22 protein-coding genes and 1 pseudogene are annotated in these 24,855 nt (G+C 40.8%); 19 read left to right on the top strand and 4 right to left on the bottom strand.

Annotated features, from left to right (window positions below):
* Positions 1 to 78: 78 nt before the first annotated feature.
* The 4 genes from lpcA (at position 79) to ACJAZP_RS02915 (ending at position 4,604) form a co-directional block, all read left to right on the top strand.
* Entirely contained in the window at positions 79 to 654 is a 576-nt protein-coding gene (gene lpcA, locus ACJAZP_RS02930; RefSeq protein ID WP_415229236.1) for a D-sedoheptulose 7-phosphate isomerase, read from the top strand.
* A gap of 23 nt (positions 655 to 677) precedes the next feature.
* Positions 678 to 1,445 carry a class II glutamine amidotransferase gene (locus ACJAZP_RS02925; RefSeq protein WP_415229235.1) on the top strand — a complete coding sequence of 256 codons (768 nt, stop codon included), beginning with the start codon at positions 678 to 680 and terminating at the stop codon, positions 1,443 to 1,445.
* 47 nt (positions 1,446 to 1,492) lie between these two features.
* Positions 1,493 to 2,605, top strand: a complete 1,113-nt coding sequence (locus ACJAZP_RS02920; protein WP_415229234.1) for a DNA alkylation repair protein — start codon at positions 1,493 to 1,495, stop codon at positions 2,603 to 2,605.
* A 661-nt stretch (positions 2,606 to 3,266) separates the two neighbouring features.
* Positions 3,267 to 4,604, top strand: a complete 1,338-nt coding sequence (locus tag ACJAZP_RS02915) for a dicarboxylate/amino acid:cation symporter (RefSeq protein WP_415229233.1) — start codon at positions 3,267 to 3,269, stop codon at positions 4,602 to 4,604.
* Between the two features lie 73 nt (positions 4,605 to 4,677).
* On the opposite strand, the gene cueR is transcribed toward ACJAZP_RS02915, so the two are convergent.
* Both cueR and ACJAZP_RS02905 read right to left on the bottom strand, forming a co-directional pair.
* Positions 4,678 to 5,070 carry a Cu(I)-responsive transcriptional regulator gene (cueR, locus tag ACJAZP_RS02910; protein ID WP_415229232.1) on the bottom strand — a complete coding sequence of 131 codons (393 nt, stop codon included), beginning with the start codon at positions 5,068 to 5,070 and terminating at the stop codon, positions 4,678 to 4,680.
* Positions 5,071 to 5,583: 513 nt separating this feature from the next.
* The gene (locus ACJAZP_RS02905; RefSeq protein WP_415229231.1) at positions 5,584 to 7,983 is read right to left on the bottom strand and encodes a heavy metal translocating P-type ATPase; all 2,400 of its coding nucleotides are present in this window, start codon (positions 7,981 to 7,983) and stop codon (positions 5,584 to 5,586) included.
* Positions 7,984 to 9,101: 1,118 nt separating this feature from the next.
* Here ACJAZP_RS02905 and ACJAZP_RS02900 point away from each other — a divergent pair.
* Together ACJAZP_RS02900 and dinB are read left to right on the top strand one after the other, a co-directional pair.
* Positions 9,102 to 9,317 (top strand): hypothetical protein, encoded by a 216-nt coding sequence (locus ACJAZP_RS02900; RefSeq protein ID WP_415229230.1) that lies wholly within the window; start codon positions 9,102 to 9,104, stop codon positions 9,315 to 9,317.
* A gap of 184 nt (positions 9,318 to 9,501) precedes the next feature.
* Positions 9,502 to 10,602, top strand: coding sequence for a DNA polymerase IV (gene dinB, locus ACJAZP_RS02895; protein ID WP_415229229.1), 1,101 nt, complete (start codon positions 9,502 to 9,504; stop codon positions 10,600 to 10,602).
* Positions 10,603 to 10,649: 47 nt separating this feature from the next.
* Here the strand turns inward: dinB and ACJAZP_RS02890 are convergent, their stop codons facing one another.
* Complete coding sequence (locus ACJAZP_RS02890; RefSeq protein ID WP_415229228.1) at positions 10,650 to 11,246, bottom strand: MarC family protein; 597 nt, start codon at positions 11,244 to 11,246, stop codon at positions 10,650 to 10,652.
* Between the two features lie 78 nt (positions 11,247 to 11,324).
* On the bottom strand, positions 11,325 to 12,647 hold the full coding sequence (locus tag ACJAZP_RS02885; protein WP_415229295.1) for a YjiH family protein: 1,323 nt from the start codon (positions 12,645 to 12,647) through the stop codon (positions 11,325 to 11,327).
* Positions 12,648 to 13,563: 916 nt separating this feature from the next.
* Between ACJAZP_RS02885 and cas6e the strand changes: the two genes are divergently transcribed.
* The 13 genes and pseudogenes from cas6e to ACJAZP_RS02820 all read left to right on the top strand — a co-directional run bounded on the left by cas6e (position 13,564) and on the right by ACJAZP_RS02820 (position 24,618).
* Positions 13,564 to 14,106: a type I-E CRISPR-associated protein Cas6/Cse3/CasE gene (gene cas6e / locus ACJAZP_RS02880; protein WP_415229227.1), complete on the top strand. Its 543-nt coding sequence runs from the start codon at positions 13,564 to 13,566 to the stop codon at positions 14,104 to 14,106.
* 9 nt (positions 14,107 to 14,115) lie between these two features.
* The gene (locus tag ACJAZP_RS02875) at positions 14,116 to 14,547 is read left to right on the top strand and encodes a type I-E CRISPR-associated protein Cse2/CasB (protein ID WP_415229226.1); all 432 of its coding nucleotides are present in this window, start codon (positions 14,116 to 14,118) and stop codon (positions 14,545 to 14,547) included.
* Between the two features lie 32 nt (positions 14,548 to 14,579).
* Positions 14,580 to 15,593, top strand: a complete 1,014-nt coding sequence (cas7e, locus tag ACJAZP_RS02870) for a type I-E CRISPR-associated protein Cas7/Cse4/CasC (RefSeq protein WP_415229225.1) — start codon at positions 14,580 to 14,582, stop codon at positions 15,591 to 15,593.
* A 20-nt stretch (positions 15,594 to 15,613) separates the two neighbouring features.
* Complete coding sequence (gene cas5e, locus ACJAZP_RS02865; RefSeq protein ID WP_415229224.1) at positions 15,614 to 16,267, top strand: type I-E CRISPR-associated protein Cas5/CasD; 654 nt, start codon at positions 15,614 to 15,616, stop codon at positions 16,265 to 16,267.
* A complete protein-coding gene (gene casA, locus ACJAZP_RS02860; RefSeq protein ID WP_415229223.1) occupies positions 16,254 to 17,753 on the top strand; it encodes a type I-E CRISPR-associated protein Cse1/CasA in 1,500 nt (499 codons plus the stop codon). Before cas5e ends, casA begins: the two co-directional genes overlap by 14 nt.
* A gap of 3 nt (positions 17,754 to 17,756) precedes the next feature.
* Positions 17,757 to 18,020 (top strand): hypothetical protein, encoded by a 264-nt coding sequence (locus tag ACJAZP_RS02855; RefSeq protein WP_415229222.1) that lies wholly within the window; start codon positions 17,757 to 17,759, stop codon positions 18,018 to 18,020.
* Positions 18,021 to 18,283: 263 nt separating this feature from the next.
* A complete protein-coding gene (locus ACJAZP_RS02850) occupies positions 18,284 to 18,475 on the top strand; it encodes a hypothetical protein (protein WP_415229221.1) in 192 nt (63 codons plus the stop codon).
* Between the two features lie 180 nt (positions 18,476 to 18,655).
* Positions 18,656 to 18,946, top strand: a pseudogene (gene cas2e, locus ACJAZP_RS02845) (type I-E CRISPR-associated endoribonuclease Cas2e).
* 446 nt (positions 18,947 to 19,392) lie between these two features.
* Complete coding sequence (locus tag ACJAZP_RS02840; RefSeq protein WP_415229220.1) at positions 19,393 to 19,965, top strand: GNAT family acetyltransferase; 573 nt, start codon at positions 19,393 to 19,395, stop codon at positions 19,963 to 19,965.
* Between the two features lie 102 nt (positions 19,966 to 20,067).
* A complete protein-coding gene (locus ACJAZP_RS02835) occupies positions 20,068 to 20,685 on the top strand; it encodes a fumarylacetoacetate hydrolase family protein (RefSeq protein WP_415229219.1) in 618 nt (205 codons plus the stop codon).
* A 247-nt stretch (positions 20,686 to 20,932) separates the two neighbouring features.
* Complete coding sequence (gene pheS, locus ACJAZP_RS02830) at positions 20,933 to 21,913, top strand: phenylalanine--tRNA ligase subunit alpha (RefSeq protein ID WP_415229218.1); 981 nt, start codon at positions 20,933 to 20,935, stop codon at positions 21,911 to 21,913.
* Between the two features lie 11 nt (positions 21,914 to 21,924).
* A complete protein-coding gene (gene pheT / locus ACJAZP_RS02825) occupies positions 21,925 to 24,312 on the top strand; it encodes a phenylalanine--tRNA ligase subunit beta (RefSeq protein ID WP_415229217.1) in 2,388 nt (795 codons plus the stop codon).
* Between the two features lie 3 nt (positions 24,313 to 24,315).
* Complete coding sequence (locus ACJAZP_RS02820; RefSeq protein WP_415229216.1) at positions 24,316 to 24,618, top strand: integration host factor subunit alpha; 303 nt, start codon at positions 24,316 to 24,318, stop codon at positions 24,616 to 24,618.
* The last annotated feature ends 237 nt before the right edge of the window (positions 24,619 to 24,855 follow it).

Genomic DNA, 24,855 nt, shown 5'->3' with positions numbered 1-24,855 from the left:
ATTGACTTAGTTGCCAGTACACCCATTTTATATGACCCATTATTATTCCTAAATAAAAATAAAATAAGAAGAGAAATGATGAATCTATCAATTATCAAAGCCGAGCTGTTAGAAGCTGAAAAAGTATTACAGGCATTTTTAGCCGATCAGCAAAACTTAAAAAACATTGAAAAAGCGGCCAGCTTGCTCGCTGACTCCTTTAAAAATGACGGTAAAGTGCTTTCTTGTGGTAACGGTGGTTCACATTGTGACGCAATGCATTTTGCAGAAGAGTTGACCGGCCGATATCGTGAACATAGACCTGCCTATCCCGCTATTGCTATTTCCGATCCGAGTCATATCTCCTGCGTTGGCAATGATTACGGTTATGATGCAATTTTTGCACGTTATCTGGAGGGCGTCGGGCGTAAGGGTGATGTGTTGTTCTGCTTGTCAACCAGTGGCAATTCTAAAAACATATTAAACGCAATCGCAACGGCAAAATCCAAAGGTATTTCTGTTATTGCGCTAACCGGTAAAGATGGCGGCCAAATGGCGGGGCTGGCAGATGTTGAGATCCGTGTTCCTCATTTTGGATATGCTGATCGTATCCAAGAGGTGCATATCAAGATTATCCATATTTTGATTTATTTAATAGAAAAGAAAATGGCTTAAATAATAAAAAGTAGGATTTATAAATGTGTGAATTGTTAGGAATGAGCGCAAATGTGCCCACTGATATCTGTTTCAGTTTTAGCGGATTGATCAAGCGCGGTGGCGAAACGGGCCCGCATAAGGATGGTTGGGGAATCACTTTTTACGAAGGTAAAGGTTGCCGTAGTTTTAAAGATCCCAGTCCCAGTTGTAATTCTCCCGTGGCAAAATTAGTTAAAGAGTATCCGATCAAGAGCAAATCTGTGATCAGTCACATTCGTCAGGCGAACAGAGGCAGTGTCAGTTTAGAAAATACCCATCCTTTTATTCGTGAATTGTGGGGAAAAAACTGGACCTATGCCCATAATGGTCAGCTGACCGGTTATGAAGCGTTGCCGTTGGGACAGGATATGCCCGTTGGACAAACCGACAGTGAGCGTGTTTTTTGCTGGATTTTGGGTCAATTACGCCAGAGTTATTCCAGTGAGCCCGATGATATGCTGGAGATGTTCAAAAAAGTGGCGGGTTATGCCGATACCCTGCGTGAAATGGGCGTTTTTAATATGTTATTAAGTGACGGCGAATATGTGATGAGTTACTGCACCAATAACCTTTCCTGGATAACACGCCGTGCACCCTTTGGCAAAGCCCGTCTGATTGATGAAGATATGGTTGTCGACTTCAATGAAGAAACGTCAGCGACAGATGTGGTGACTGTCATTGCGACCCGTCCATTAACCAATAATGAGCAATGGACGAAAATGCAGGAAGGTGAATTCTGCGTATTCTATTATGGCGAACGTGTGCTTTGATGGTGACTGTTACTTTTTATTAACCATTAAAGAGATAAGGAAAAAAGATGGCTGAGCTGTTAAAAGATGTCTATAGCAAGGCCTTTATTATTGATCTTGCCGAGCAGGTTTTATACGTTTATCCAGAATTTTGCAGTACTGCTTTTCAAAAACTCATCTTTGATGCAGAGTGGAATGATAAAGCCTTGAAGGCACGGATGAGCACTATTACCCGCGCCCTGCATCGCTTTCTTCCCGCGTCTTTTGAGCAAAGCATTGTCATTTTGAAAAAAGTTGCTCCCCGGTTTAGCGGTTATGAAGCGCTGTTCTTTCCTGATTTTGTTGAAAAATATGGCCTGGAAGATTACCAAACATCGCTCCAGGCGCTGGAATATTTTACCCGCTACTCAAGCGCAGAATTTGCCGTCCGGCCCTTTCTTATTAAATACCCCGAAGCGATGATGGCACAGATGTTTATCTGGAGCCAATCAGGCAATGAACATGTGCGGCGCCTTGCATCCGAAGGCTGCCGGCCACGTTTGCCCTGGGCCTTTGCGTTATTCGAATTTAAAAAAGACCCGCAGCCGCTGTTAATCATTCTTGAACAATTAAAAGATGATGATAGCGAATATGTGCGTCGCAGTGTGGCCAACAACCTAAATGATATCAGTAAGGATCATCCGGACGTTGTCATAAAGGTTGCGCAAAACTGGTTACAGGAAAAAGCAGACGGTCTTAATAACAGTATTAACAACAGTATTTATAACAACAGACGGCGACTGGTTAAGCATGCCTGCCGGGGATTATTAAAGCAGGCGGATCCTACCGTCTTATCCTTATTTGGATTCCACCGGCCTGAAAATATAAAAATTATCGCTTTTAATGTCGATGATGTGGTCCTGATGGGAGAAAAATTAGGCTTTTCCTTCACCCTAAGCAGTCCACAAGTCTTAGGTAAACTACGTGTTGAATTTGCCATTGATTTCATCAAAAAAAATGGCAGCTCAGCAGCTAAAATTTTCCAAATATCAGAATCAACTATCACCACAAATTGTAAAAACATCGCTAAACAGTTTGATTTCAAAAAAATATCAACACGCAAATACTACCCCGGTTTACATCACCTGTCGGTTATTGTTAATGGCCAGCTAATATCCAAAAAGACCTTTTCTTTAAAATAAGATCGTCAGATTTATTTTTCAATCAACTTTTTCTTAGGTTATTCTCGATTTTATGAGTGATTTTCATACAATAATGGCGGTTGATTACGCTTTTTCACGACTTATTATGATCTGACCCCTTATATAGCCCTGTATTGCGGCCTCCTAAACTGCTATATTGCGTTCACTTAATTTGACCGTGAGGGTCACATTGTCTATCCCGGTACTTCTGGTGATCAAGGCTCCCCTCATACTAAGGGTGATTTTAAGTACACTAAAAAACGGCATACTTCTCTAAACTGAGCATATTTTTACCTTACTGTTTTTTTTATAAGTAAAAACCGCTTCAATTTTAATTTTGCAAGCAACCTTTTTTATCCGCTATCCCTAAAATATTCGCTGCTTTTTTATTGCTAATCTCCTGTTACGGATTATTAACAAATGAAAAATAAGCATAAAAAAGGGGGATGACGCGATTAATATCAGTAAAAGTTCCAATCACTGGACAATAGTTTTATTAACGGCTTTAAAGCTATTTTATAGCGCTAAATAAATGCGGTTATTACAATAATCTTATTTTCTGACACTTTGTAATGCGAGGGAATTAACATCTAATTCAGGCTTTAGTTTATAACACGGCGTACTTTTGTCGACCATAATAATTAATCTCAAAGGAGTTAACATGACACAAAAAAAACAAAAAATGTCGCTCACTAAACGTGTTCTACTGGGTATGTTTATTGGTATTATGACGGGATTTTTAATCCGTACATTTTTACATGACAACGCATTTTTTAATGAATATATTGTTAATGGTTTTTTTGAAGTGGGTGGGAAAATATTCATCGCTAGCTTGAAAATGTTAGTAGTACCGCTTATTTTTGTATCATTAGTTTGCGGAACCAGTTCCTTAAAAGATATTTCAACCCTGGGGCGTTTAGGCGGAAAAACCGTCGCTTTTTACCTGATGACCACCGCGATTGCTATTACTTTTGCAATTATTATGGGCAACATTTTTCAGCCCGGTGTGGGGATTGATCTTTCTTCCGCCACTAGCTTCGCATCATCAGAAGCGCCTTCATTAGGTTCGGTTATTGTTGGCATGTTTCCTAGCAACCCCATTAATGCAATGGCAGAAGGTAACACTTTACAAATTATTGTTTTTGCTATTTTGTTTGGTATCGCAGTCAGCGCTTCCGGTAAATCGGGTGCGCGTATTGCCGACTTTTTTGTTGATCTTAATGAAGTGATCATGAAGCTGGTTGTGATGTTAATGAATATTGCACCCTACGGTGTATTTTTCTTGATGGCGAAATTATTTACGGAAATCGGATTAGATTCGATTAGCAATTTATTAAGCTACTTTTTAGTGCTTTCTGCGACATTAATACTGCATGGTTTAATCACCTACGGCGTTTGTTTTAAAGTGTTTACCGGTCTTAATCCAATTCTCTTTTTAAAGAAAATGGAAACCGCCATTACCTTTGCTTTTTCAACGGCTTCATCAAATGCAACCATTCCGGTAACACTTGAAACTGCCACTAAGCGTTTAGGTATTTCCAATAAAATCGCATCATTTACCGTACCGCTGGGCGCCACCATTAACATGGATGGTACTGCAATCATGCAGGGGGTTGCGACGGTATTTATCGCACAAGCCTTTAACATTGATTTATCCTTAGCGGATTATGCTGCGGTGATCTTAACTGCCACACTAGCATCCGTTGGCACAGCCGGTGTACCCGGTGTTGGACTGATCATGCTGGCGATGGTACTTAATCAAGTGGGTCTGCCGGTTGAAGGTATTGCCATTATTATGGGTGTCGACAGATTGTTAGATATGATCCGTACCGCGGTTAATATCACCGGCGACTGTGTTGTTACCTGTATTGTCGCAAAATCTGAAGGGGAAATGGATGTTGATGTATTCAATGATCCTAATGCGGGCGATAAAGACGAAGAGTTGCGTCTCCATAAATTAGGACTAGAAGTAGAAGCCGAAAGAATAAAGAACGCATAAATTTTTTGCAAATAGCAGCCCCTTTAGCTATATAGCTAAAGGGGCTTTTTTTTGAGAATTTATTCTTTAACCTTTATTCATTAACAAAAGCATCAATGATCGCACATTGCGCGTTTTCATCACCATGACACTGCTTGGCAATGTCTTTTAGGCTATTTAATAAAAGTTGTTGCTGATCGATGCGGTGCTGTAACTCTTCTATTTTTTGCTCTGTGATTGCTTTTACATCTGCACTGTTGCGGCTTTTATTTTCAGATAACAGCAATAATGCTTTGCTCTCTTTTAAGTTAAAACCTGCTTCTTTGGTTTTTTTAATAAAATGTAAGCGTTTAATTAACGATTCCGAATAACAGCGGTAATCGTTTTCACTGCGTGGCGGCGGCGGGATCAATCCTATCTGTTCATAATGACGGATTGATTTGACCGATAATCCCGTTGCTTTTGCTGCCTGACCGATAGATAACATATTAAGTGTCCGCTACTGATTGAATATAGGTGATGTTTTTAATCATCCAGCCTGTCGATTGATTTGTTCGGTCATCCCGTTGCTTTTGCTGCCTGACCGATAGATAACATATTAAGTGCCCGCTATTGATTGAATATAGGTGATGTTTTTAATCATCCAGCCTGTCGATTGATTTGTTCGGTCAACCCGTTGCTTTTGCTGCTTGACCGATAGGTAACATATTAAGTGCCCGCTACTGATTGAATATAGGTGATGTTTTTAATCATCCAGCCTGTCGATTGATTTGTTCGGTCATCCCGTTGCTTTTGCTGCCTGACCGATAGATAACATATTAAGTGTCCGCTACTGATTGAATATAGATGATGTTTTTAATCATCCAGCCTGTCGATTGATTTGTTCGGTCAACCCGTTGCTTTTACTGCCTGACCGATAGATAACATATTAAGTGTCCGCTACTGATTGAATATAGGTGAAATTTTAATAATCCATCTGCTTTTCTGTTTAAGCGCTAGATTACTTAACTTGATGACTTTTAAAACGTTTTAACAGCAAAGAGTTGCTTAAAACGGTAATACTAGATAAAGCCATTGCACCGCCCGCGATAGCGGGATTTAAATAACCCAGCGCAGCTGCCGGAATAGCAACAGTGTTAAAAATAAATGCCCAAAATAGATTTTGCTGTATTTTACCCCAGGTGGCCTTTGAAATATCTATTGCTAAAGCCACTAAACGTGGATCATTGCGCATCAGAGTAATAGAAGCACTCTCTTTGGCCACATCACTGCCAGTACCCATCGCGATACTGACATCGGCCTGCGCCAGCGCCGGTGCGTCATTTACGCCGTCTCCCACCATAGCGACCTGTTTACTATTTTGTAAAAGGGTTAATTTTTCAAGTTTTTGCTCAGGTTTTAATTCGCCAAAACTTTTGTTCATTCGCAGTTGTTGACTGATATGCTCAACCACACTTTGTTTATCTCCACTTAACATTATCGTCTCTAGGCCGCGGCCCTGCAACTGTTGAATCGCTTCGGAGCTTTCCGGGCGAAGCGCATCTTCGACACTGACATAACCTAAAAATACACCATCGGCTGCGACATAAACGATACTGCCCGTGGTTGTTTTTTGTTTATCTAATAACCCCTCCGGTATTTTAACCGCAAAGTGATTCATCAAACTAATATTACCCGCGACTAAACCTTTTCCTGAAACGATTCCCTGAATACCCTGGCCACTGATTGCTTGTACCTCACTCGCCTCTAAAGGGCTGATAGCATTTTTCTCACAGTAGTTTTTAATGGCGTGTGCAATAGGGTGCTTACTGCCCGTTTGCAGGGCGCTTAGCATACTCAGCAGCGTAGTATTATTCTGAGTTGTGCTGTAAATGTCATTTATTACCCCTTTCCCCTGGGTTAATGTGCCGGTTTTATCAAAGATAATAGTTTGTAATTTATGGGCTTTTTGCAGCGTATCAATATCTTTAATTAAGATCCCTTTTTGTGCCGCAACGCCGGTACCTACAACCATGGCTGTTGGCGTCGCTAGCCCGAGTGCACAGGGACAGGCGATAACTAAGACGGCGACGGCGCTGATTAAGGCCTGTTGAAAATCACCCGTTAACAGATACCAAGCTAAAAATGTGATGGTCGCAATAAGTAGCACAACGGGCACAAAAATAGCGCTGATTTTATCAACCAGTTGCATAATAGGGGCCTTACTCATTTGTGCATTTTCAACTAAGGAAATAATTTTACTGAGACTGGTAGATTCTCCCACGGCTGTTGTTTTGATTAATAAAACCCCGTCACCGTTAATACTGCCCGCAATGACCGAATCATTATGCTGTTTTATAACGGGTTTGCTCTCACCGGTTAATAAAGATTCATCCAGGTAGCTTTGGCCTTCGATCACCAAACCATCAACGGCGACTTTTTCGCCTATCGCTATCTGCACTAAATCACCCAGTTGTACTTGATCAATATTCACATCAACAAAAATATTGCCTTTTTTGACCTTGGCTGTGTCGGGGCGTAATGCCATCAAAGCATTAATGGCACTGGTGGTACTTTGCTTAGCGCGATGCTCTAAATATTTACCCAGAGTAACCAGGGTGATGACCATGGCACTGGATTCAAAATAGAGAGGCTGATTTAAGCCGCCGAACAAAAGAAACAAACTGTAAAAATAGGCGGAACTGGTTCCCAGTACCACTAATACATCCATATTGGTGCTGTAGTTTTTGACACTTAACCAGGCTCCTTTATAAAAACGGGCGCCGATAATAAATTGCACCGGGGTCGCTAAAGCAAATTCTAACCACGGAGATAATAGGGAGATATGGTTGTTAAAAAACATCATTACCATGTTCACTAAAAATGGCAGGCTAAGCAAAATTGAGATGGTGATCGTTAGCAGCGCTTTTTTATCCGCAGCTTTTTGTTTGGCTATCTTTAATGCGTTTTCAGCTTTAAAGTTTTGTTTGCTTGAGATGCTCAAACTATAGGGGATTAATGATGAAAAAGTGTCAATATCAGCTTTTTTTAAGGCGCCCTTAATGGTTTGCACCTGCACTTTTTCAGTGGCCAAGTTAGCTTGTGCATTTAACACTAAGGTTTGCGCATTAAGCATCTTACTGGTTGTATTAGCGCAATTTGCGCAGTTCCAACCCTCTGCCGTTAAAAGAATAGTTTCAGTATCTGTTTGATAACCTTTCTGATCTAACACGCTCATAATTAAATTGAGGGTATTTTTATGGTCTATCTCGGGGTCAAAGCTTATCTGTGCAACTTCTAATGCAAAGTTGACTTCAGCTTGGATACCTTCTAGCGCATTTAATGCAGATCGCAATCCCGTTGCACAACCCGCACAGGTCATACCGTAAACGGGCAGTTTTAAGGTGGATGAATTGGTCATGACAGATCCTTGAGTTACCGATAAGATACACACAGTATAAGTATTACCCTAAGGGTAAGGTCAATGTTAATGATCAGTTTTTATTTCTTTTTCAAATATCAGAGCAGCTTGTTGATTGCGAGCCGATCAATAAGCAGAGGGATTCAAAAAATATCTGTTAATTTTATACCAAGATCAAAGGGCAGAGACCTATAAGCCAAATATTTTTATCATCCAAATCATAATTATGTAATACAAAACCCAGTACTTTTATGTTTATTTGTGCAGCTTAGAAAACATATAAAAGCATCTTTTAGGCTTTGAATTTATTTTACCTGTTACTCACTATTTTTGTTTTTTGGACAGTTAAAGCGTTATTAAAATAACATCTTACTTTTGTAACTAATTGTAACAATTTGTTACTTAACAAATACTTTCCTTTTCTGGGTTTTTTCGTGCTCAATAAAGCACACTCATGCCAGTGTTGTTACAGCCAGAACAACTAATTTCTTGTCTGAACCTTTTTCTATGTTGAAAAATATTAAATTAAGCGCTAATATCAGCTTGTATTATGCTTTTGTATGACTATTTAGTTGGTCGTAACGGTGACTAAAAACATAATAAATATTTTTTTTCTGGTTAATTATGGGAGAAGAGTTGATAAAAAATAGCATTTGCATGAAATTAAAGTCAAATATTTGGCATATGAAACTAATGTTTTTCAGCAGAAAAACATAAAAATATTTTAACATCGGCTGGAACGTGATCTATGTCACAATTAATAAGTTGCTTTAAAAACAGTGTGATAGGATTTTTAGAGGGAAAATATTGCTTTTAAGTTTAAATTGTGATTGGCGTAATTGACTAAATCATCTTGAAATTTAGCGTCTTCCAATCGCTTAATGACTAGTGTAATTTACTTAATATTATCGATGGAAGCGGTAAATTTATAAAAATTGACATGATGTCAGCTTAGTAAAAGCGAGTAATTGCAAACCTTTGCAATTTTGTTATATCAGCCACAGGAAGGTAATCTTCTCTGTAACGATCTTTTATTTTTTGAAGATACGTATGACGTAATCTTTATAAAGATGAGCAAGATTTGAATGTAACAAATATTATTAAATTAGGATAAAAAAATGCAAAATAATACAATAGAAGAGATTCAACTGTCTGCACATCACTTAGGTGATCCGCAAATTATCGAAACGCTAACTTCATTTGCTATTAAAAATACGTTAGAAGAGCATGAGTTAGAAGTAAGATCCTGCTTGAATGCGATACTTGAAGAGCGTCACGGTTCATCTGAGTTTAAACATATTGAATCGTTAATCGAAAAGAGAATAGTTGCTTAATAATCGTTGTTAGCAATCATCATTAAGCAGGGAGATGTTTTTTATATTTTGTAAAAAACAACTCCCTGCTTGTTCTTACTCTGAAACTTCTTTTCCCTGTTGCTGCTAACCCTTTCAATAAATAGCAGTTGCATTATAACTAAAAAAGTTCAAAATAAGCTGTCTATAAAAACAGGTGTTTATTTTGTCTGATACTCTCCTCCTTAAGCAACGCAAAATTATCCATATCGATATGGACTGTTTTTATGCGGCCGTGGAAATGCGTGATAATCCTCAATACCAAAATATTCCCTTAGCCATTGGCGGCAACAGTGAGCGTCGTGGTGTGCTGTCTACCTGTAACTATATCGCACGTGAGTTTGGCATTCATTCTGCCATGCCCAGTTTTAAGGCCAAAGAGTTGTGTCCTGAATTGGTTATTATTCCCGGCCGAATGTCCGTTTATGTCGATATCTCCAAACATATTAGATCCATCTTTTTTCGTTATACCGACCTGGTTGAGCCCCTTTCATTAGATGAAGCTTTTTTAGATGTCAGCGATTGCCGTTTATTTAAAGGCTCTGCGACCTATATTGCACAGGATATCCGCCGCGCTATTTTTGAAGAGTTAAATTTAACGGCCTCTGCCGGTATCGCGCCCTGCAAGTTTTTAGCAAAAATTGCTTCCGATGAAAACAAACCCAACGGGCAGTGTGTCATTACTCCCGATGAGGTACCTGAATTTGTTAAAGCCTTAACCCTTAAAAAAATACCCGGCGTGGGCAAGGTTGCCCAGCAAAAACTGGCGTTAAAGGGACTGTTCACTTGCCGGGATGTCCAGCAGTATCGGCCCGAGCAACTGCTCGGCGAATTCGGCAAGCTCGGGGAGTCCTTAATTAATTTTAGCCGGGGCATAGATAACCGCGCGGTTGAGCCTAATCGCGCGCGAAAATCATTGGCGGTTGAGCATACCTTTGAAAAAGATCTGCTTAATGAAGCGCAGTGTCTTGAAAAGTTAGCGTTATTTTATGATGAGCTGAACAGACGTCTGGAAAAAGTACTCAAAGAAAAAAAGATCAATAAAGTGGGGGTTAAAATTAAGTTTGGCGATTTCACCCAAAAAAGTGCGGAACGAAAGTCGGCTGAATTATCTTTGCCCATGTTAAAAATACTAATGCAGCATCTGTTAGCCCATCATCCCGAGAAAAGCGTGCGTTTATTAGGGATTTCAGTGGGGCTGGAAGCGCGCGGGGCAGATCATCAAAACAGTCTGCAACTGCGTTTTATTGAAGAGGGCTTTACTTAACTGAAAAGCTTTAAGGCTGGAATGCTCGAAAGCTCGAAGCATCTAGATTAAAAGCCGATATTCTTGATACCATCGTAAATAAACTGAATAGCAAGCGCTGCAAGGATGATTCCAAAAAACCGCTTTAAAATTTCATCCCCGGTCTTACCGATAATCTTCTTCAGATATTTAGACACCAGCATACAAAAAAGGGTGAGTGCTAGAATACTGATAATCGCAGATGAGACCGCAAGTTTGCCGGTTAATTCTGTGGTGTGCGAAAACAGCAGAATCGACAGCGTTAACGTACCTGGCCCGGAAATCATCGGAATAGACATAGGATAGACTGAAATATCATCACTGTTGCTAGCAGACATAATGCCCGTTGCTTTGGTCACCATATTAAAAGCCGTGTAAAAGAGCAGCAATCCACCCGATATGCGCAGTGAATTAATATTGATGCCCAATTGTGAAAAAAGGGCTTCCCCGTAATTACCAAACAGGATCAGGGTGACTCCGCTAATAAGCACCGCTTTGACCGCCATCACGGTGCGGTGTTTTTTCTCACAATCCCCCGTTAAGGAGTTAAAAATAAGGGCCGCTCCGATCGGATCGATAATCACAAAGAGTGCTGTTAATGCATGCAGATAAGCTGAACTATCCATTCTATTTTAATTTCCTGTACAGGTGACATACCCAAACTGCTTGCTGATGTTTGTATCTTTAAGCAATTTGGGAATAAGTTAAAAAATCAGGTGGGCAATGCCGGCGATCACGGGCAAAGTCACTAAGGTTCTTAAAATGAAAACCACAAACAGCTCAGCGACATTGATCGGAATCTTACTGCCCAGCATTAATGCACCAATTTCACTCATATAGATAAGCTGAGTAACGGACATGGCCGCAATAACAAAACGGGTCATATCAGATTTAATTGAAGCGGCAAGAATAGAGGGGATAAACATATCCGCAAAACCCACCACAATGGTTTTTGAGGCTTCGGCGGCTTCCGGAATATGCAGCAATTCCAGAAAAGGAATAAATGGATAACCTAAGTACTCAAAAATAGGCGTGTATTCAACAACCACCAGCGCCATTGTGCCAATTGCCATGATCACCGGAATAACACCAAATACCATATCAATGACATTTTTTAGGCCGTCGCTACAAGTTGCCTTAAAACCTGGCGTGTTTGCCGCTCGGTTTAAAGCATGCTCCAACGCCCATGAGAAAACATGATGGTTGGCAGGTGTTAACTCATTATCAGCACATAACTCGCTGCCATCGATATATCTGTCTTTCTTCCAGGAAAGCGGGGGTAATTTCGGCACAACAATCGCAGCAACTACACCGGCAGCACAAACAGCCAGATAAAAAGGCACAAACAGATGTTCAAGTCTGACCTGGGAAAGAACCACCAGAGAGAAGGTAATGGAAACCGCCGAGAAGGTTGTCCCGATAACCGCCGCTTCACGCTGAGTGTAAAAACGCGACTCATATTGTTTGCTGGTCAGTAAAATACCAACACTGCCATCACCCAACCACGATGCCATGCAATCAATTGCACTGCGGCCCGGAAGATTAAATACCGGACGCATTACTTTGGTTAACAACGTGCCAAACAGCTCAAGCAGCCCAAAGTTTAATAAAAGCGGCAGTAACATTCCGGCAAAAATAAACACACAAAATAGAATCGGCAGCAGATCGTTTAAAACCAGTGCACCGGTATTGCCGGAATGAATGGCTTCAGGGCCGACAGTAAAAAAAGTCATCACAATAAAGATGGCACCGAGTAGGCGGATCACCAGCCAGACGGGTGAAACATTCAATAAGCCTTTTAAAAAATCACTGTCTTGAATGAATTGAATCTTGAAAAATTTACTGAGCAGCGTCATAAAAGCGGTAAATAACACAACCCCTGTTACCAACGCTGTGATTGAATCACCGAGCAGACTCAGCAGTCCCTTAGCTACAATTGCAATGGGGATAGTAATATCACCCTGATAAGAAACTGGCGTCATAAACAATAAAAGGCCGATTAATGAAGGCACAATAAAAGTTAACATTGTCGACAGACTATGGGTTTTTCTGGCCGTTATTTCGGTCGTTACTTCTGGGATTACTTTGGTCGTCACATTTACCGCCCTAAAAATGTATATTAAATCTGAGTCGCTACAGGAATGAGAATATTCAGATAACAGGAAACGCGCAAGAGTACTTACTTTTAGTGGGGATGTATACCCAAATCACTTGCAGATGCTGGAATCAGCAATACCATGAATAAAAACCTATTAACCTTCTATTAACCACAAAGAACATCGGTTAGTGCCTTGCCCTTGAGAGATTTGTCCGAAAGCGCTCATTGCCTTGTAACACGGGTAACTTGTTCCAGGATCAGAGCAAAATGCTGAATCTGCACCTTAAAATACTTTGATTAACGGTTATTGAATATTTTCCTCTCTTTATTTAAGGCTTAGAACATCCTTTTTCAGGCAGCCTATCAATAAAAAAGCACAGACGATCTGCAGATTTATAGACTGAAGCACTAAAACCAATGGATTTTAAATGCTTAGTTAAAAAGAGATTTATTGATACTTTGTTGATTATTTGTTATTTTATTTTTCACTTTAACGTAGGTGTAAAATAATGGTGAAGTAATGGCGGCCCAAGAAAAAAACATTTCAAATAATTGTGCGTGCAAGCGATTCCAAGGCGCTGTTATTCCTCAGTTAAACAGCAGCACAAAAGAGTATTAAGGCTTATCGGCAAACAGACTTTGTGCGGAAAAAATTTTCTCAGCGATTTCTTTTGTGCATCTTATTGGCAGCCTTTCTGATCACCCTTTTATTGAGTAACAAACAGCAGCTATTAAATTACTGCCGTATTTTCAAAACACTTTAACGTGAGCAACAATAGCAATCAAACGCATCTTTTTAGGCCCAATGGCGATCGCACGTAACTATTAACAGCAGGGAGTTAACTATGTATTTATCACAGGTGATGCTCAACACGCATGACATTTATGAGCAGCATCAAGCTATTTGGAGTTTGTTTGCGAATGTAGCGGATCGTAAGCGTGATCATTTATTTCGAGTTGAAGTGGCGGATCGCAAGTCGTGTAAAGTTTTGCTGCAATCAAGCACCGAGCCTAAAAGCAGCGAACAAGCCAAGGTGTTAGCCAGTAAATCATTTTTAGCTGAGATTAAGCAAGCTGCATTTTATAAATTCAAACTGCTGGCTTACCCGACAAAGTGCTTGAGCCAGGGTAAAAAAGTAATAGAGATAAAAGATCCCAATGAACAGGTAGAGTGGTTACAGCGAAAGCTCAGCGGAGCTAATGTGACCGTGACGGCCATGGATAACGTTATGGTGTGCAGTAAAAAATCATACAATAGTCGCTTTGTCTGCTTTGAAGGCATTTTACAGGTAACCGATAGTGAGCAAATACAGCGTGCATTAGTGATGGGAATTGGCCGTAAAAAACATGCGGGAGCAGGTTTGTTATCACTTGCCCGCACACAATAAGGACAGAGTATGTATCAAATAATATATACAGCTTATCAGTTACTAAGTGATGGTGATAAGGCAGATTTAAAACGCTGTAATTTAAAAAAACTGGCCGACTCCCCAGCCTATTTTCGAGTATTAAAATTCAGCGGTGCGAAAGATACACTGCAAACACAGCGTATTTTGTATTTATTGGTTGGCCTTAAAATAAGTGATGATCAGCCAGGCGTGAATGTTGCCAATGCATTATTAAATGCGGGCGTAAAAGAAGCGCAAATCATTCAAATCACCCGTAGTGGTGATAACGGCATTGATTATTTGAAACGCCAGCTAGTACGCTGCGACAATATTAAGCTGGAAAGTATCGGCAAGTTAGCTCAATTTTGGGATGACAATACTCGCCGTAATCTATTAAAAAACTTCATTTTATCAGCCAACGATACACAAGCCGCCAGCTAACCATTATCAAATTAATTAAAAGGATATTTTCCATGACAACGTTTATTAATATTCATACTCTTATCTCCCATCCATCATCGATGATGAATAGAGATGACTCTGGCATGCAAAAAACCGCCGTTTTTGGTGGTAGTGTACGCAGCCGTATTTCCAGCCAATGTTTAAAGCGTGCTATTCGTCAAAGTGATATTTATAGTGAAGCCGTTGCGGAAAAGTCTATTCGTACCAATAAGTTTGATGAATTGTTAGCCCTATGCAAAGAAGCAATGCCTGAAACTGATGTCAAATTAATTGAAGATGTGTTGTTAAACATGGGTTCAAAAGTAACTAAAGATAAGAAAACCGGACTACGAAATTTCGATGCGGTACAACCTTTTGTAATTGGAGCCATTCGCGAAGCCATAAATATGGTGAATGAAGGAACTAAATTAAAAGATCTTAAAAAAATCGTGCAAATCCCGACCAGCGATGTGGCGTTGTCAGGTCGGATGGATGCCAGCTGTCCACAGCGAAATGTTGAAGCATCAATGAGTGTCGCGCACAGTTTAACCACGCACAGCGCGGATATTGAAGTGGATTGGTTTACCGCCTGTGATGATTTAGCAGAGCAAGGCTCCGGACATATAGGGACAATGGAATTCAGCTCGGGTGTGTTTTATCGTTATGCTTCAATCAATGTTAATTTATTGGCAAAAAATGTTAAATCCACCGTGAGTGAAGTGACGCCCATTATTAATACCATGATCCGTTGTTTTGCTCAGGTATCACCTAGCGCCAAGCAAAAAGTATTTGCAGCCTACAATCAGGCTGATTTTGTGATGGCCACACATTCCAATCAGCCGATTTCCCTTGCCAACGCCTTTAGAAAACCAATTGAAAATAATGGTGATGTGATGGAAAACTCCATAGCAGCATTAGTGAAACATTATGAAAGGCTAACCAATGCTTATGAGCTTGACTCACAGGCGATAGCACTTGATTTAACCGATAGTGCGCAAAGTAAACAGATCAATTTGGTTAACAAAATCAGTGAGATTCGTTTTTAAGTTTGCAAAGGATACGTGTGATGAAAACCTTGATATTAAAAACCGTAGGAATGTCGGCCTACGGCCTGCAAACTTTTGATGTGCAGCGCAGAGCAAATCACTTTCCAACGCGCTCGGCCGTTATGGGTATGCTAGGCGCTGCCATGGGGATAACCCGTGAAAATTTCAATCAGCTTTATACGCTCTCAAAGCAGCTGAAAATTGCGGTGCAGGTTAACCTAAGTGGTGAAAAAATGGTGGATTACCATACGGTGCAATATTTTCGCAGTCCACAGGGGAAAATTCAAAAGGGAGTGAAACCAACCTACCGGGAATACTGGTGCGACAGTGAGCACACCTTTGCCATCAGTGCGGAGAATAGCATCATTGCAACACTCACAAGTAAAGTAAAAGCGCCTGAATTTACTCTGTTTCAGGGGCGTAAATCTTGTCCGTTAACCCGGCCCTTGTTTGAAGCTGTGAGTGATCATGATAACCCCGCTAATGCGTTGAAACATTATGGCGGACAGGGGCAAATATTTAGTGATGTTGGTGGTGATAATCAAGTGGCTATCGTGCAGGTGCGCGACCTGATCACCGCAATACCACGCAAATACGCCATGCGGACAGTCTATGTTTGCGGCCAAATAGCAAAAGTACAAAATAATAAGGAGGAAATGAATGAACCTGCTTAAAGACGATTTCATTTCCACCACGCAAGGCAAAGTCTCCTTAAAAACAATTTTAACCGGAGAGCAGAACTACCAACTGCAATACTATTTTGATGAAATTCAGCTGGCAATGTTGCAACTGTTAAGTTCGCTCAGCACTGTCCTGCTACGGCCAACAATTGCAGATCTTAAAGGTTATCTAAAAAATGGATTAACACCTGAGCAATATGAATCGGCTCTGGACAAAGTGGAAAGTCAGTGGTTTGAAAATGATTGTTTTATGCAATCTAAACCACCCGCTAATGCCAAATGGCCTAGTGCGCCAATCACTAAGTTATTATCAGGCATTGAATGCGGAACATCAGCTAACGCGATGGGGCTTTTCTCGGAAATTGAAAAAACAGAAATAAGCTGTACTGATTGTGTTCATGTTCTGAATTATAACCTGCACATGAATATCAAAGGTGAATGCTTTGGCCCTTCTGGTGCGACTGGCATTCGAGGTGGCGGGGCAATTAGTACCTTAATTGCAGGTGAAAATTTAAAACAAACACTTTTGAACAATACAATTGCTAAAGATTACTTTAATGATTATGCACAACTTGACAGCAATGCCGAATCGAGACCGATGTGGGTAGCACCCTTATCAGGGATCGTTTATCAGGCATCAAAAATAGGTCTTGATCGTGGGTTATTTGCTTTGGCCTATCACATCGCTTTTAACGTTGAAAATAAACCTTGTCTTTGCGATATTTGCGGTACTGAATCGCTGCAATCGGTCAAAACCTTTAATCGAGAAAAATATAAAGGTAATTATGGTTCAACTAAAAATGGACGGGAGTCGGGGGCTAGCTGGTGGCCCCATCCTTATACACCGCGAACCATAAAAGAAGATGGAGCTTTTGCCGTGTGTGCCCGTGATCAAAACTGGCAAAGTTGGCAAGAACTGGGCAGTTATATCGTGGGTAAAGAAACCGATAAAGCGACGGTAGAGCCTGCTTATATTATTAAACAATTTCAATATATGAAAACCCCGCGTCAAAGCAATTTATTAGTTGGCGGTAATATTGCCGATCAAGGCGGGATTACGGGTCGCGTATATGATTTGTATTCCATGCCCTCATCGTTAAATAAACACTTGAGCAAAGTGACTCAAGTGCTGGATTCTGGGCTTGATCAAAAAAACCGCTTATCGCAGGCATTTAACAAAATGTTTGGGGCTGGCTATGACAAACATTTTGTCGGGGGAATTAAAGAAAATGCAATGTACCGCTTTAGCGCAAATGCGCAGCAAATTATTCAACGAACCCTGCTTGATGTTGAACGCAAAGAGGCCTCTGAATTAAGAAAAACAGCCGTCAGTGAACTTAAGCAAGAAGCGCAACGGATCTTTATGGGCGTTCAAAGAAAATATCAGCATGATCTTCCGCTCTTTAAAGCCCTAGTGAAAGGAGAGAGTACGTTATATAAGAAACAAGAATCTGATTTTCTATTGAAAGAAGAAGGCTGAAAGGTGACATTTATTCTCCTTAAACCCATTCCAATAAAAGCACGAACGTCGATCAGCTTTGTGGGAATGAGACAAATTGATGTAAAAGACGGCGCATTTGTGGTTATTGATAAAAATGGCGAGCGAATGCATATCACAGTCGGCACTATCGCATGCATTATGCTTGAGTCGGGTACTCGGGTTAGCCATGCCGCCATTAAACTTGCCAGTATTTGCGGCGGCGAAACGGGTATTAGGCTTTATTCAGCCGGGCAGTGCACGCAGTGATAAATTACTTTATCAGGCCAATTAGCATTAGATGCTGAATTGCGTTTAAAGATTGTTCGTAAAATGTTTGAACTGCGTTGTGGTGACCAACACCGCAACGCCGCAGTGTCGAACAATTACGGGGAATTGAGGGGCTAGGGTAAAAAAACCTACCAGTTACTCGCTAAGCAGTATGGGATTGAATGGCATGGGCGGCGCTATGATCGAAAAGACTGGGGTAAAGGGATACTATTAATCAATGTATCAGTGCCGCGATCTCTTATTTGAATGGCATTACGAAGGCGGCAATTTTAGCGGCAGGTTATGCCCCGGCGATTGGATTTTCACATACGGGTAAAGCCTTGAGTTTTGTCTATGATATTTCCGATATTATAAAATTTGAAACGGTTGTGCAGGTCGCCTTTCAGGTTGAAGCTAAAAAAACATACTCTCCGGATCGGAATGCACGCATTTGATGCAGGAAATCCTTTAGAAAAACCAAGATCTTAAAAAGGCTGATTCCATTGATAGAAGAAGTGTTAGACGCTAGAGAAATAAAACCGCCAGAGCCTTACGAGGATGCTCAGCCGTTAGGTATTCCTATGCCTGAGACGATAGGTGATGACGGTCATCGCACTTCTTAACCAGCAATAAATATGTCAATGGTCACAGTGGTAACAGAAACTGTTCGACCTCGTTTGCGGGGGAGATTAGCGGTTTGGTTGTTAGAAGTGTGAGCAGGTGTCTATGTGGGTGATGTTTCAGGGTGAGTGAGAAAAATAATCTGGTATCAGATTAATGAGCTTGCTGAAAATAGAAATATTGTCGTGGCATGGTCAATCAATACCGAATCAGGATTTTATTTTGTCACTTACGGTGAAAATTGCCGTATGTCAGTTGAGTTGGATGGGCTAAGATTGGTTAAATTCAAACCTGAAATCAAATAAATTAAAAAATTTGTTCTTTAAAAATCAGTGGTTATTGAAGTTCTCTATTCATCTTTACAAAACAATGATATATATAGCGTTCCCCGTGCTCACGGGGATGAACCGATATATCGATAGAGTTTATGGCTATTAAGCGTGTCTTCTCCGTGTCCACGGGGATGAACCGGTAAGATTGACGACCTTGTTGAAAATCGTGGAGTGTTCCCCGTGTCCACGGGGATGAACCGCTTTGTTGATAGCAGTATCATGGTTGATATTGGAGTTCCCCGTGCCCGCGGGGATGAACCGTGGAAATAGTAAAAGTGAATGAGCTCCACAAAGTGTTCCCCGTATTCACGGGGATAAATTGGGTTATTGTTTGAATTAAGGGCTTTTTAATCTGTTTTGGTTGAAAAGTATTTTTAGTATTATTTTCTGTACTTAATAATCAATTAAAGGTTTTAAAAATGGAATTTAAAATTGCAGAGTTAAGCGATATTCCGGGGATATTGGCACTGCATGCAAAATATCAGGTTGATACTATTAACGAACAGGATAAAAAAGACGGTTTTGTGACCACCGCGTTTACCCAACAGCAGTTAACGGATTTGATTAATCAAGAGCAGGGTTTATTTATCGCCAAAGAGGGGCAGCCCGTTGTTGCCTACGTGATGGCCGCTTCCTGGCAATTTTGGTCAAGATGGCCAATGTTTGCGCATATGATCAAAGATTTACCCAATTTAACCTATTTAGGGCAAACCTTAAGTGTGGATAATTCTTATCAATACGGCCCGGTTTGCATTGATAAAAGTTATCGCGGATCGGGCATGCTGGAGGATATTTTTGATTTTTCCCGTGTTGAAATGGCCAAACGTTATCCGATTTTAGTGACTTTTATTAATAAAATTAATCCGCGCTCTTTTGCGGCCCATACTAAAAAATTAAAACTTTCTGTGATTCAAGAGTTTGAGTATAACAATAATCACTATTATGAACTTGTCTACGATACCGCTAAACCGGTAAAAGCCCGTAGTTTCTAATCAGCAGCGGATCTTAATGCTCGGTTGTGCTGATTTAATCTTGTGAATATGACGTTGCGGGACTTAACCGCGGAATGATTTAACCTAAAAACAGGTGCTGGTATGAAACAAATAAAGATCGATGGTAAATTATGTTGCCCTTCTAAAGTGGTCTGTATTGGCCGTAATTATGTTGAGCATATTAAAGAGTTAAATAATGAGCTACCGACACAAGCGGTTATTTTTGTTAAGCCCAATTCTGCCATCTCTGAGCAAATAATCTGTAATGACCTTGAACCTATCCATTATGAAGCTGAAATTTCATTTATTATCAATGCCGGGAAAATAAGCGCCGTGGGTTTTGGCTTAGATCTGACTAAACGCGCTTTGCAGTCAACCTTAAAAACTCAGGGGCTACCCTGGGAACGCGCCAAAGCTTTTGATAATTCAGCGGTGTTTAGCGAATTTGTCAGTTTTAGCGACGCGCTGGAGACATTGTCGCTGCAGTTATTTATCAATGATAAATTAATCCAGTATGCAAATGTTGCTTTAATGATTCATAAACCCGAAGATATCATCACCGAAGTAAGTCGTTTTATGAGTTTTGAAGAGGGCGATGTATTGATGACCGGCACGCCTAAAGGTGTTGGCCAACTGTTTGAAAATGATCATTTTACCGGACGTGTTTTTCAGGGTGATACGCTGTTGATTGAACAGCATTGGACAGTCTGTGCTAAGTAAAAAACTTCAAAATCCCGGTGCCAGCTGTTAAAGTGCTTTAACTATAAGCAGCCTGGTTTTACCTGCACTCTCTTTTCTGCGCGAATCATGAGGAGTTGATTTATTTAGGTTAATTCCTATTTTACGGCTTTTCATTTGGTCTATGTACTAGCCAAATCTCTCTGATTTTAGTAAAGTCGACTGCTATTTTTCTTAACCTCCAATCAATACGATGGTTATTGCTTGCTTCACAGATGAGATTAAACGAATGCAACACCTTGATGAAATCGTTGCGAATGCGCAACAACAGATAGAGAAAGCCGCCGACGGCAACGAATTAGAACAAATTCGTCTACAGTATTTGGGTAAAAAAGGCTTAATGACTGAGCAGATGAAAGGCTTGGGTAAACTGCCTCCTGCAGAGAAACCCGCTGCCGGTCAAATGATTAATAAAGCAAAACAAGCTATTCAAGCTGTTTTGGTTGCACGCAAGCAGGCGATGGAAGCTGCGGTTTTAAATGCCCGGCTCGCGGAAGAAACTATTGATGTGACCTTACCCGGACGTGGTGCATTGTTGGGCACTGTTCACCCGGTGACACGCACCGTTGATCGTATTACTGAGTTTTTTGCTGAATTAGGTTTTGAAGTTAAAACCGGACCGGAAGTTGAAGATGCTTACCATAACTTTGATGCCTTAAACATTCCTGCACATCATCCTGCGCGGGCTGAACACGATACCTTCTATTTTAATCCTGAGCTGGTATTGCGCACGCAAACCTCTGGTGTGCAGATTCGCACCATGGAAAAAGAAAATCCACCTATTCGTATTATCTCTCCGGGACGTGTTTATCGTAACGATTACGACCAGACTCATACACCTATGTTCCATCAGGTTGAAGGTTTGATGATTGCCGAGAAGGTCAGCTTTACTCAGCTTAAAGGTATTCTGCATGCCTTCCTGCATAACTTTTTTGAACAGGATTTAGAGGTGCGTTTCCGTCCTTCTTATTTCCCCTTCACTGAACCTTCAGCTGAAGTGGATGTGTTAGGTAAAAATGGCTGGTTAGAAGTATTAGGCTGCGGCATGGTTCACCCGACGGTATTACGTTCAATGGGCGTGGATCCTGAAAAATATTCCGGTTTTGCATTCGGTATGGGGGTTGAGCGATTAACGATGTTACGTTACGGCGTAAATGATTTACGTTCTTTCTTTGAAAACGATCTTCGTTTCCTCAAGCAATTTAAGTAAGGGTTAGAATAATGAAATTTAGTGAAGCTTGGTTACGAGAATGGGTTAACCCTGAAATTACACGCGATGAATTAGTTCATCAAATTACCATGGCAGGGCTTGAAGTTGATGAAGTACTACCCGTTTCCGGTAAATTTACAAAAGTGCTGGTGGGTGAAGTGGTTGAATGCGGTCCACACCCCGATGCAGATAAATTACAAGTTACCAAAATCAATATCGGTGCAGAGCAGCTAATTGATATCGTTTGTGGTGCTAAAAATTGCCGTTTAGGATTAAAAGTCGCCGTTGCTGTTGTTGGCGCTGTATTACCCGGTGATTTTGAAATAAAACAAGCAGAACTGCGCGGCCAGCCATCAGCCGGCATGTTATGCAGTGAATCCGAACTGGGTATGGCAGAAAATTCAGAAGGTATTTTAGAATTACCTCAGGCTGCACCGGTAGGCACTTGTGTTCGTAAATTATTACATTTAGATGATATTACTATCGATGTTGATTTAACGGCTAACCGCGCAGATTGTTTAGGTATTGCAGGTCTTGCCCGCGAAGTTGGCGTGTTGAACAGTGTTAAAGTAAATGAGCCGACTTGGGAGAATGCTGCCGTCACGCTGACCGAGCAAGTGGCCATTAATTTACAAGCCCCCGAAGCATGCCCGCGTTATTTAGGACGGGTTATTCGCGGTATTAATCAACAGGCTAAAACCCCATTATGGATGGTTGAAAAACTACGCCGTTGTGGTGTGCGCAGTGTTGATGCCGTGGTTGATATTACCCAGTATGTATTACTTGAATTGGGTCATCCGATGCACGCCTTTGATTTAGATAAATTAGAAGGTGGCATTGAAGTACGTCTTGCACAGCAAAATGAAAAACTGACTTTGTTAGACGGTAAAGAAGTTAAACTCAATGCCAATACATTAGTGGTTGCCGATAGCCAAAAAGCGCTGGCAATAGCGGGTATTTTTGGCGGTTTAGATTCAGGTGTTTCCGAAGGTACAACCAATGTTTTTTTAGAAAGTGCTTTCTTTGCGCCGCTTGCAATTGCCGGACGCGCACGTTCTTATGGTCTGCATACCGATGCATCGCACCGTTACGAGCGTGGTGTTGATCCTATGCTGCAAACCAAAGCGATAGAGCGGGCAACACAACTGTTGGTGTCTATTTGTGGTGGTGAAGTGGGGCCTGTTACCGAGGCATTCAGTGAACAGCATATTCCTACTCAGGCCACGATCACTTTACGTGCTAATAAGTTGAACAGCTTGATCGGTATCTCTATTGAGCGCAATCGTGTTACCACCATTTTGACTCAGTTAGGTTGTGACGTTAAGGTCACTACTGAAGGTTGGGAAATTGTTGCACCAACCTACCGTTTTGATATGGAGATTGAAGAAGATCTTATCGAAGAGGTTGCACGGGTTTACGGTTACGATAATATTCCCAATGTCGCACCCTTAGCGCCCTTAACCATGACCACTCATAACGAAGCAAGATTAAAACTTTCTAAAGTCCGTGATGTATTAGTGGGCCGTGAATACCATGAAGCTATCACTTACAGCTTTGTTGACCCGGATAAACAGCTGAAACTGCATCCCGAAGCAGATGCATTAATTTTACCCAATCCAATTTCTAAAGATATGTCCGCCATGCGCGTGAGTTTATGGACGGGGTTATTAGAAAGTGTTTCTAAAAACCAGAAACGCCAACAAAATCGTGTGCGTTTATTTGAGACCGGTTTACGTTTCACAAAAGATGAAAATGCTGAAAATGGCATTCGTCAGGAAGAAATGTTATCAGCTGTCATTGTGGGTAATTTAAATGATGAACACTGGGATATATCAACCCGTCCGGTTGACTTTTTTGACCTGAAAGCGGACCTGCAGGCGTTATTTGATTTATGTGCTGACGCGCACAGTTTTGAGTTTAAAGCAGAGCAACATAGTGCGCTGCATCCCGGCCAGTCAGCCGGAATCTACCGTAATGGTAAAAATATTGGTTATATTGGTACTTTACATCCAAGCCTGACTAAACCCTTTGCACTCAACGGCACCCCGATTGTCTTTGAAATTGAACTGGCGCAGATTACTACCCGTAATTTGCCGTCTGCGGGTGATATTTCTAAGTTTCCGGCTAATAACCGTGACTTGGCATTTGTCGTAGATGAGCAATTAAGTGCAGGTAACGTACTAAAATTTATAGAAAAAATTGGCGGAACCCAATTAGTTGGCATAAACTTATTTGACGTATACCAAGGACAAGGCGTTGAAGAGGGTAAGAAAAGTTTAGCAATAGGCTTGATCTTACAAGATACAACACGCACCTTGGAAGAACAGGAGATTGCTGACAATGTAACAAAAATTGTTGAAGCGGTTTCTAAACAGTTTAATGCATCATTGAGAGATTAATTTATGGCACTGACTAAAGCTGAAATAGCGGCACATTTATCGGAAAACATAGGTTTAAGCAAACGCGAAGCAAAAGAGTTTGTTGAATCTTTTTTTGAAGAAATTAAAGAAACACTGGAAAACGGAGAAGCGGTAAAAATTTCGGGTTTTGGTGGCTTTGAATTAAAAGATAAAAGTGAGCGGCCAGGTCGTAATCCTAAAACTGGCGAAGATATTCCCATTGCTGCCCGTCGCGTTGTTACATTTCGAGCAGGACAAAAACTAAAAGAATTGGTAGAAGAAAATATGCCTCATACCGAGGAATAACTTTAGTCAGCTAAGGATAAAAAAGCCGCTTTGTGGCTTTTTTATCCTTGTTTCGACCTGAAATAAAACCCGTAAATTTTATATTTATTTTTGCCGGGTCAAAAAAGTCCTGCGTGCGGGTAAACTGCTTATTGATTTTATTGATCTGATTCTGTTATTCATCTCTTCCTCGTTATTTTTTGAATTAAAGCATAGGGTTAACGCTTGCTTTAATTTTTCATGACTTTAAATAGACCT

Origin of the sequence: Psychromonas sp. (assembly GCF_047632955.1) — a bacterium.
Classification (GTDB): domain Bacteria; phylum Pseudomonadota; class Gammaproteobacteria; order Enterobacterales; family Psychromonadaceae; genus Psychromonas.
The sequence above is the reverse complement of the archived record's forward strand: the minus strand, read 5'-3'. Positions and strand labels throughout refer to the sequence as shown.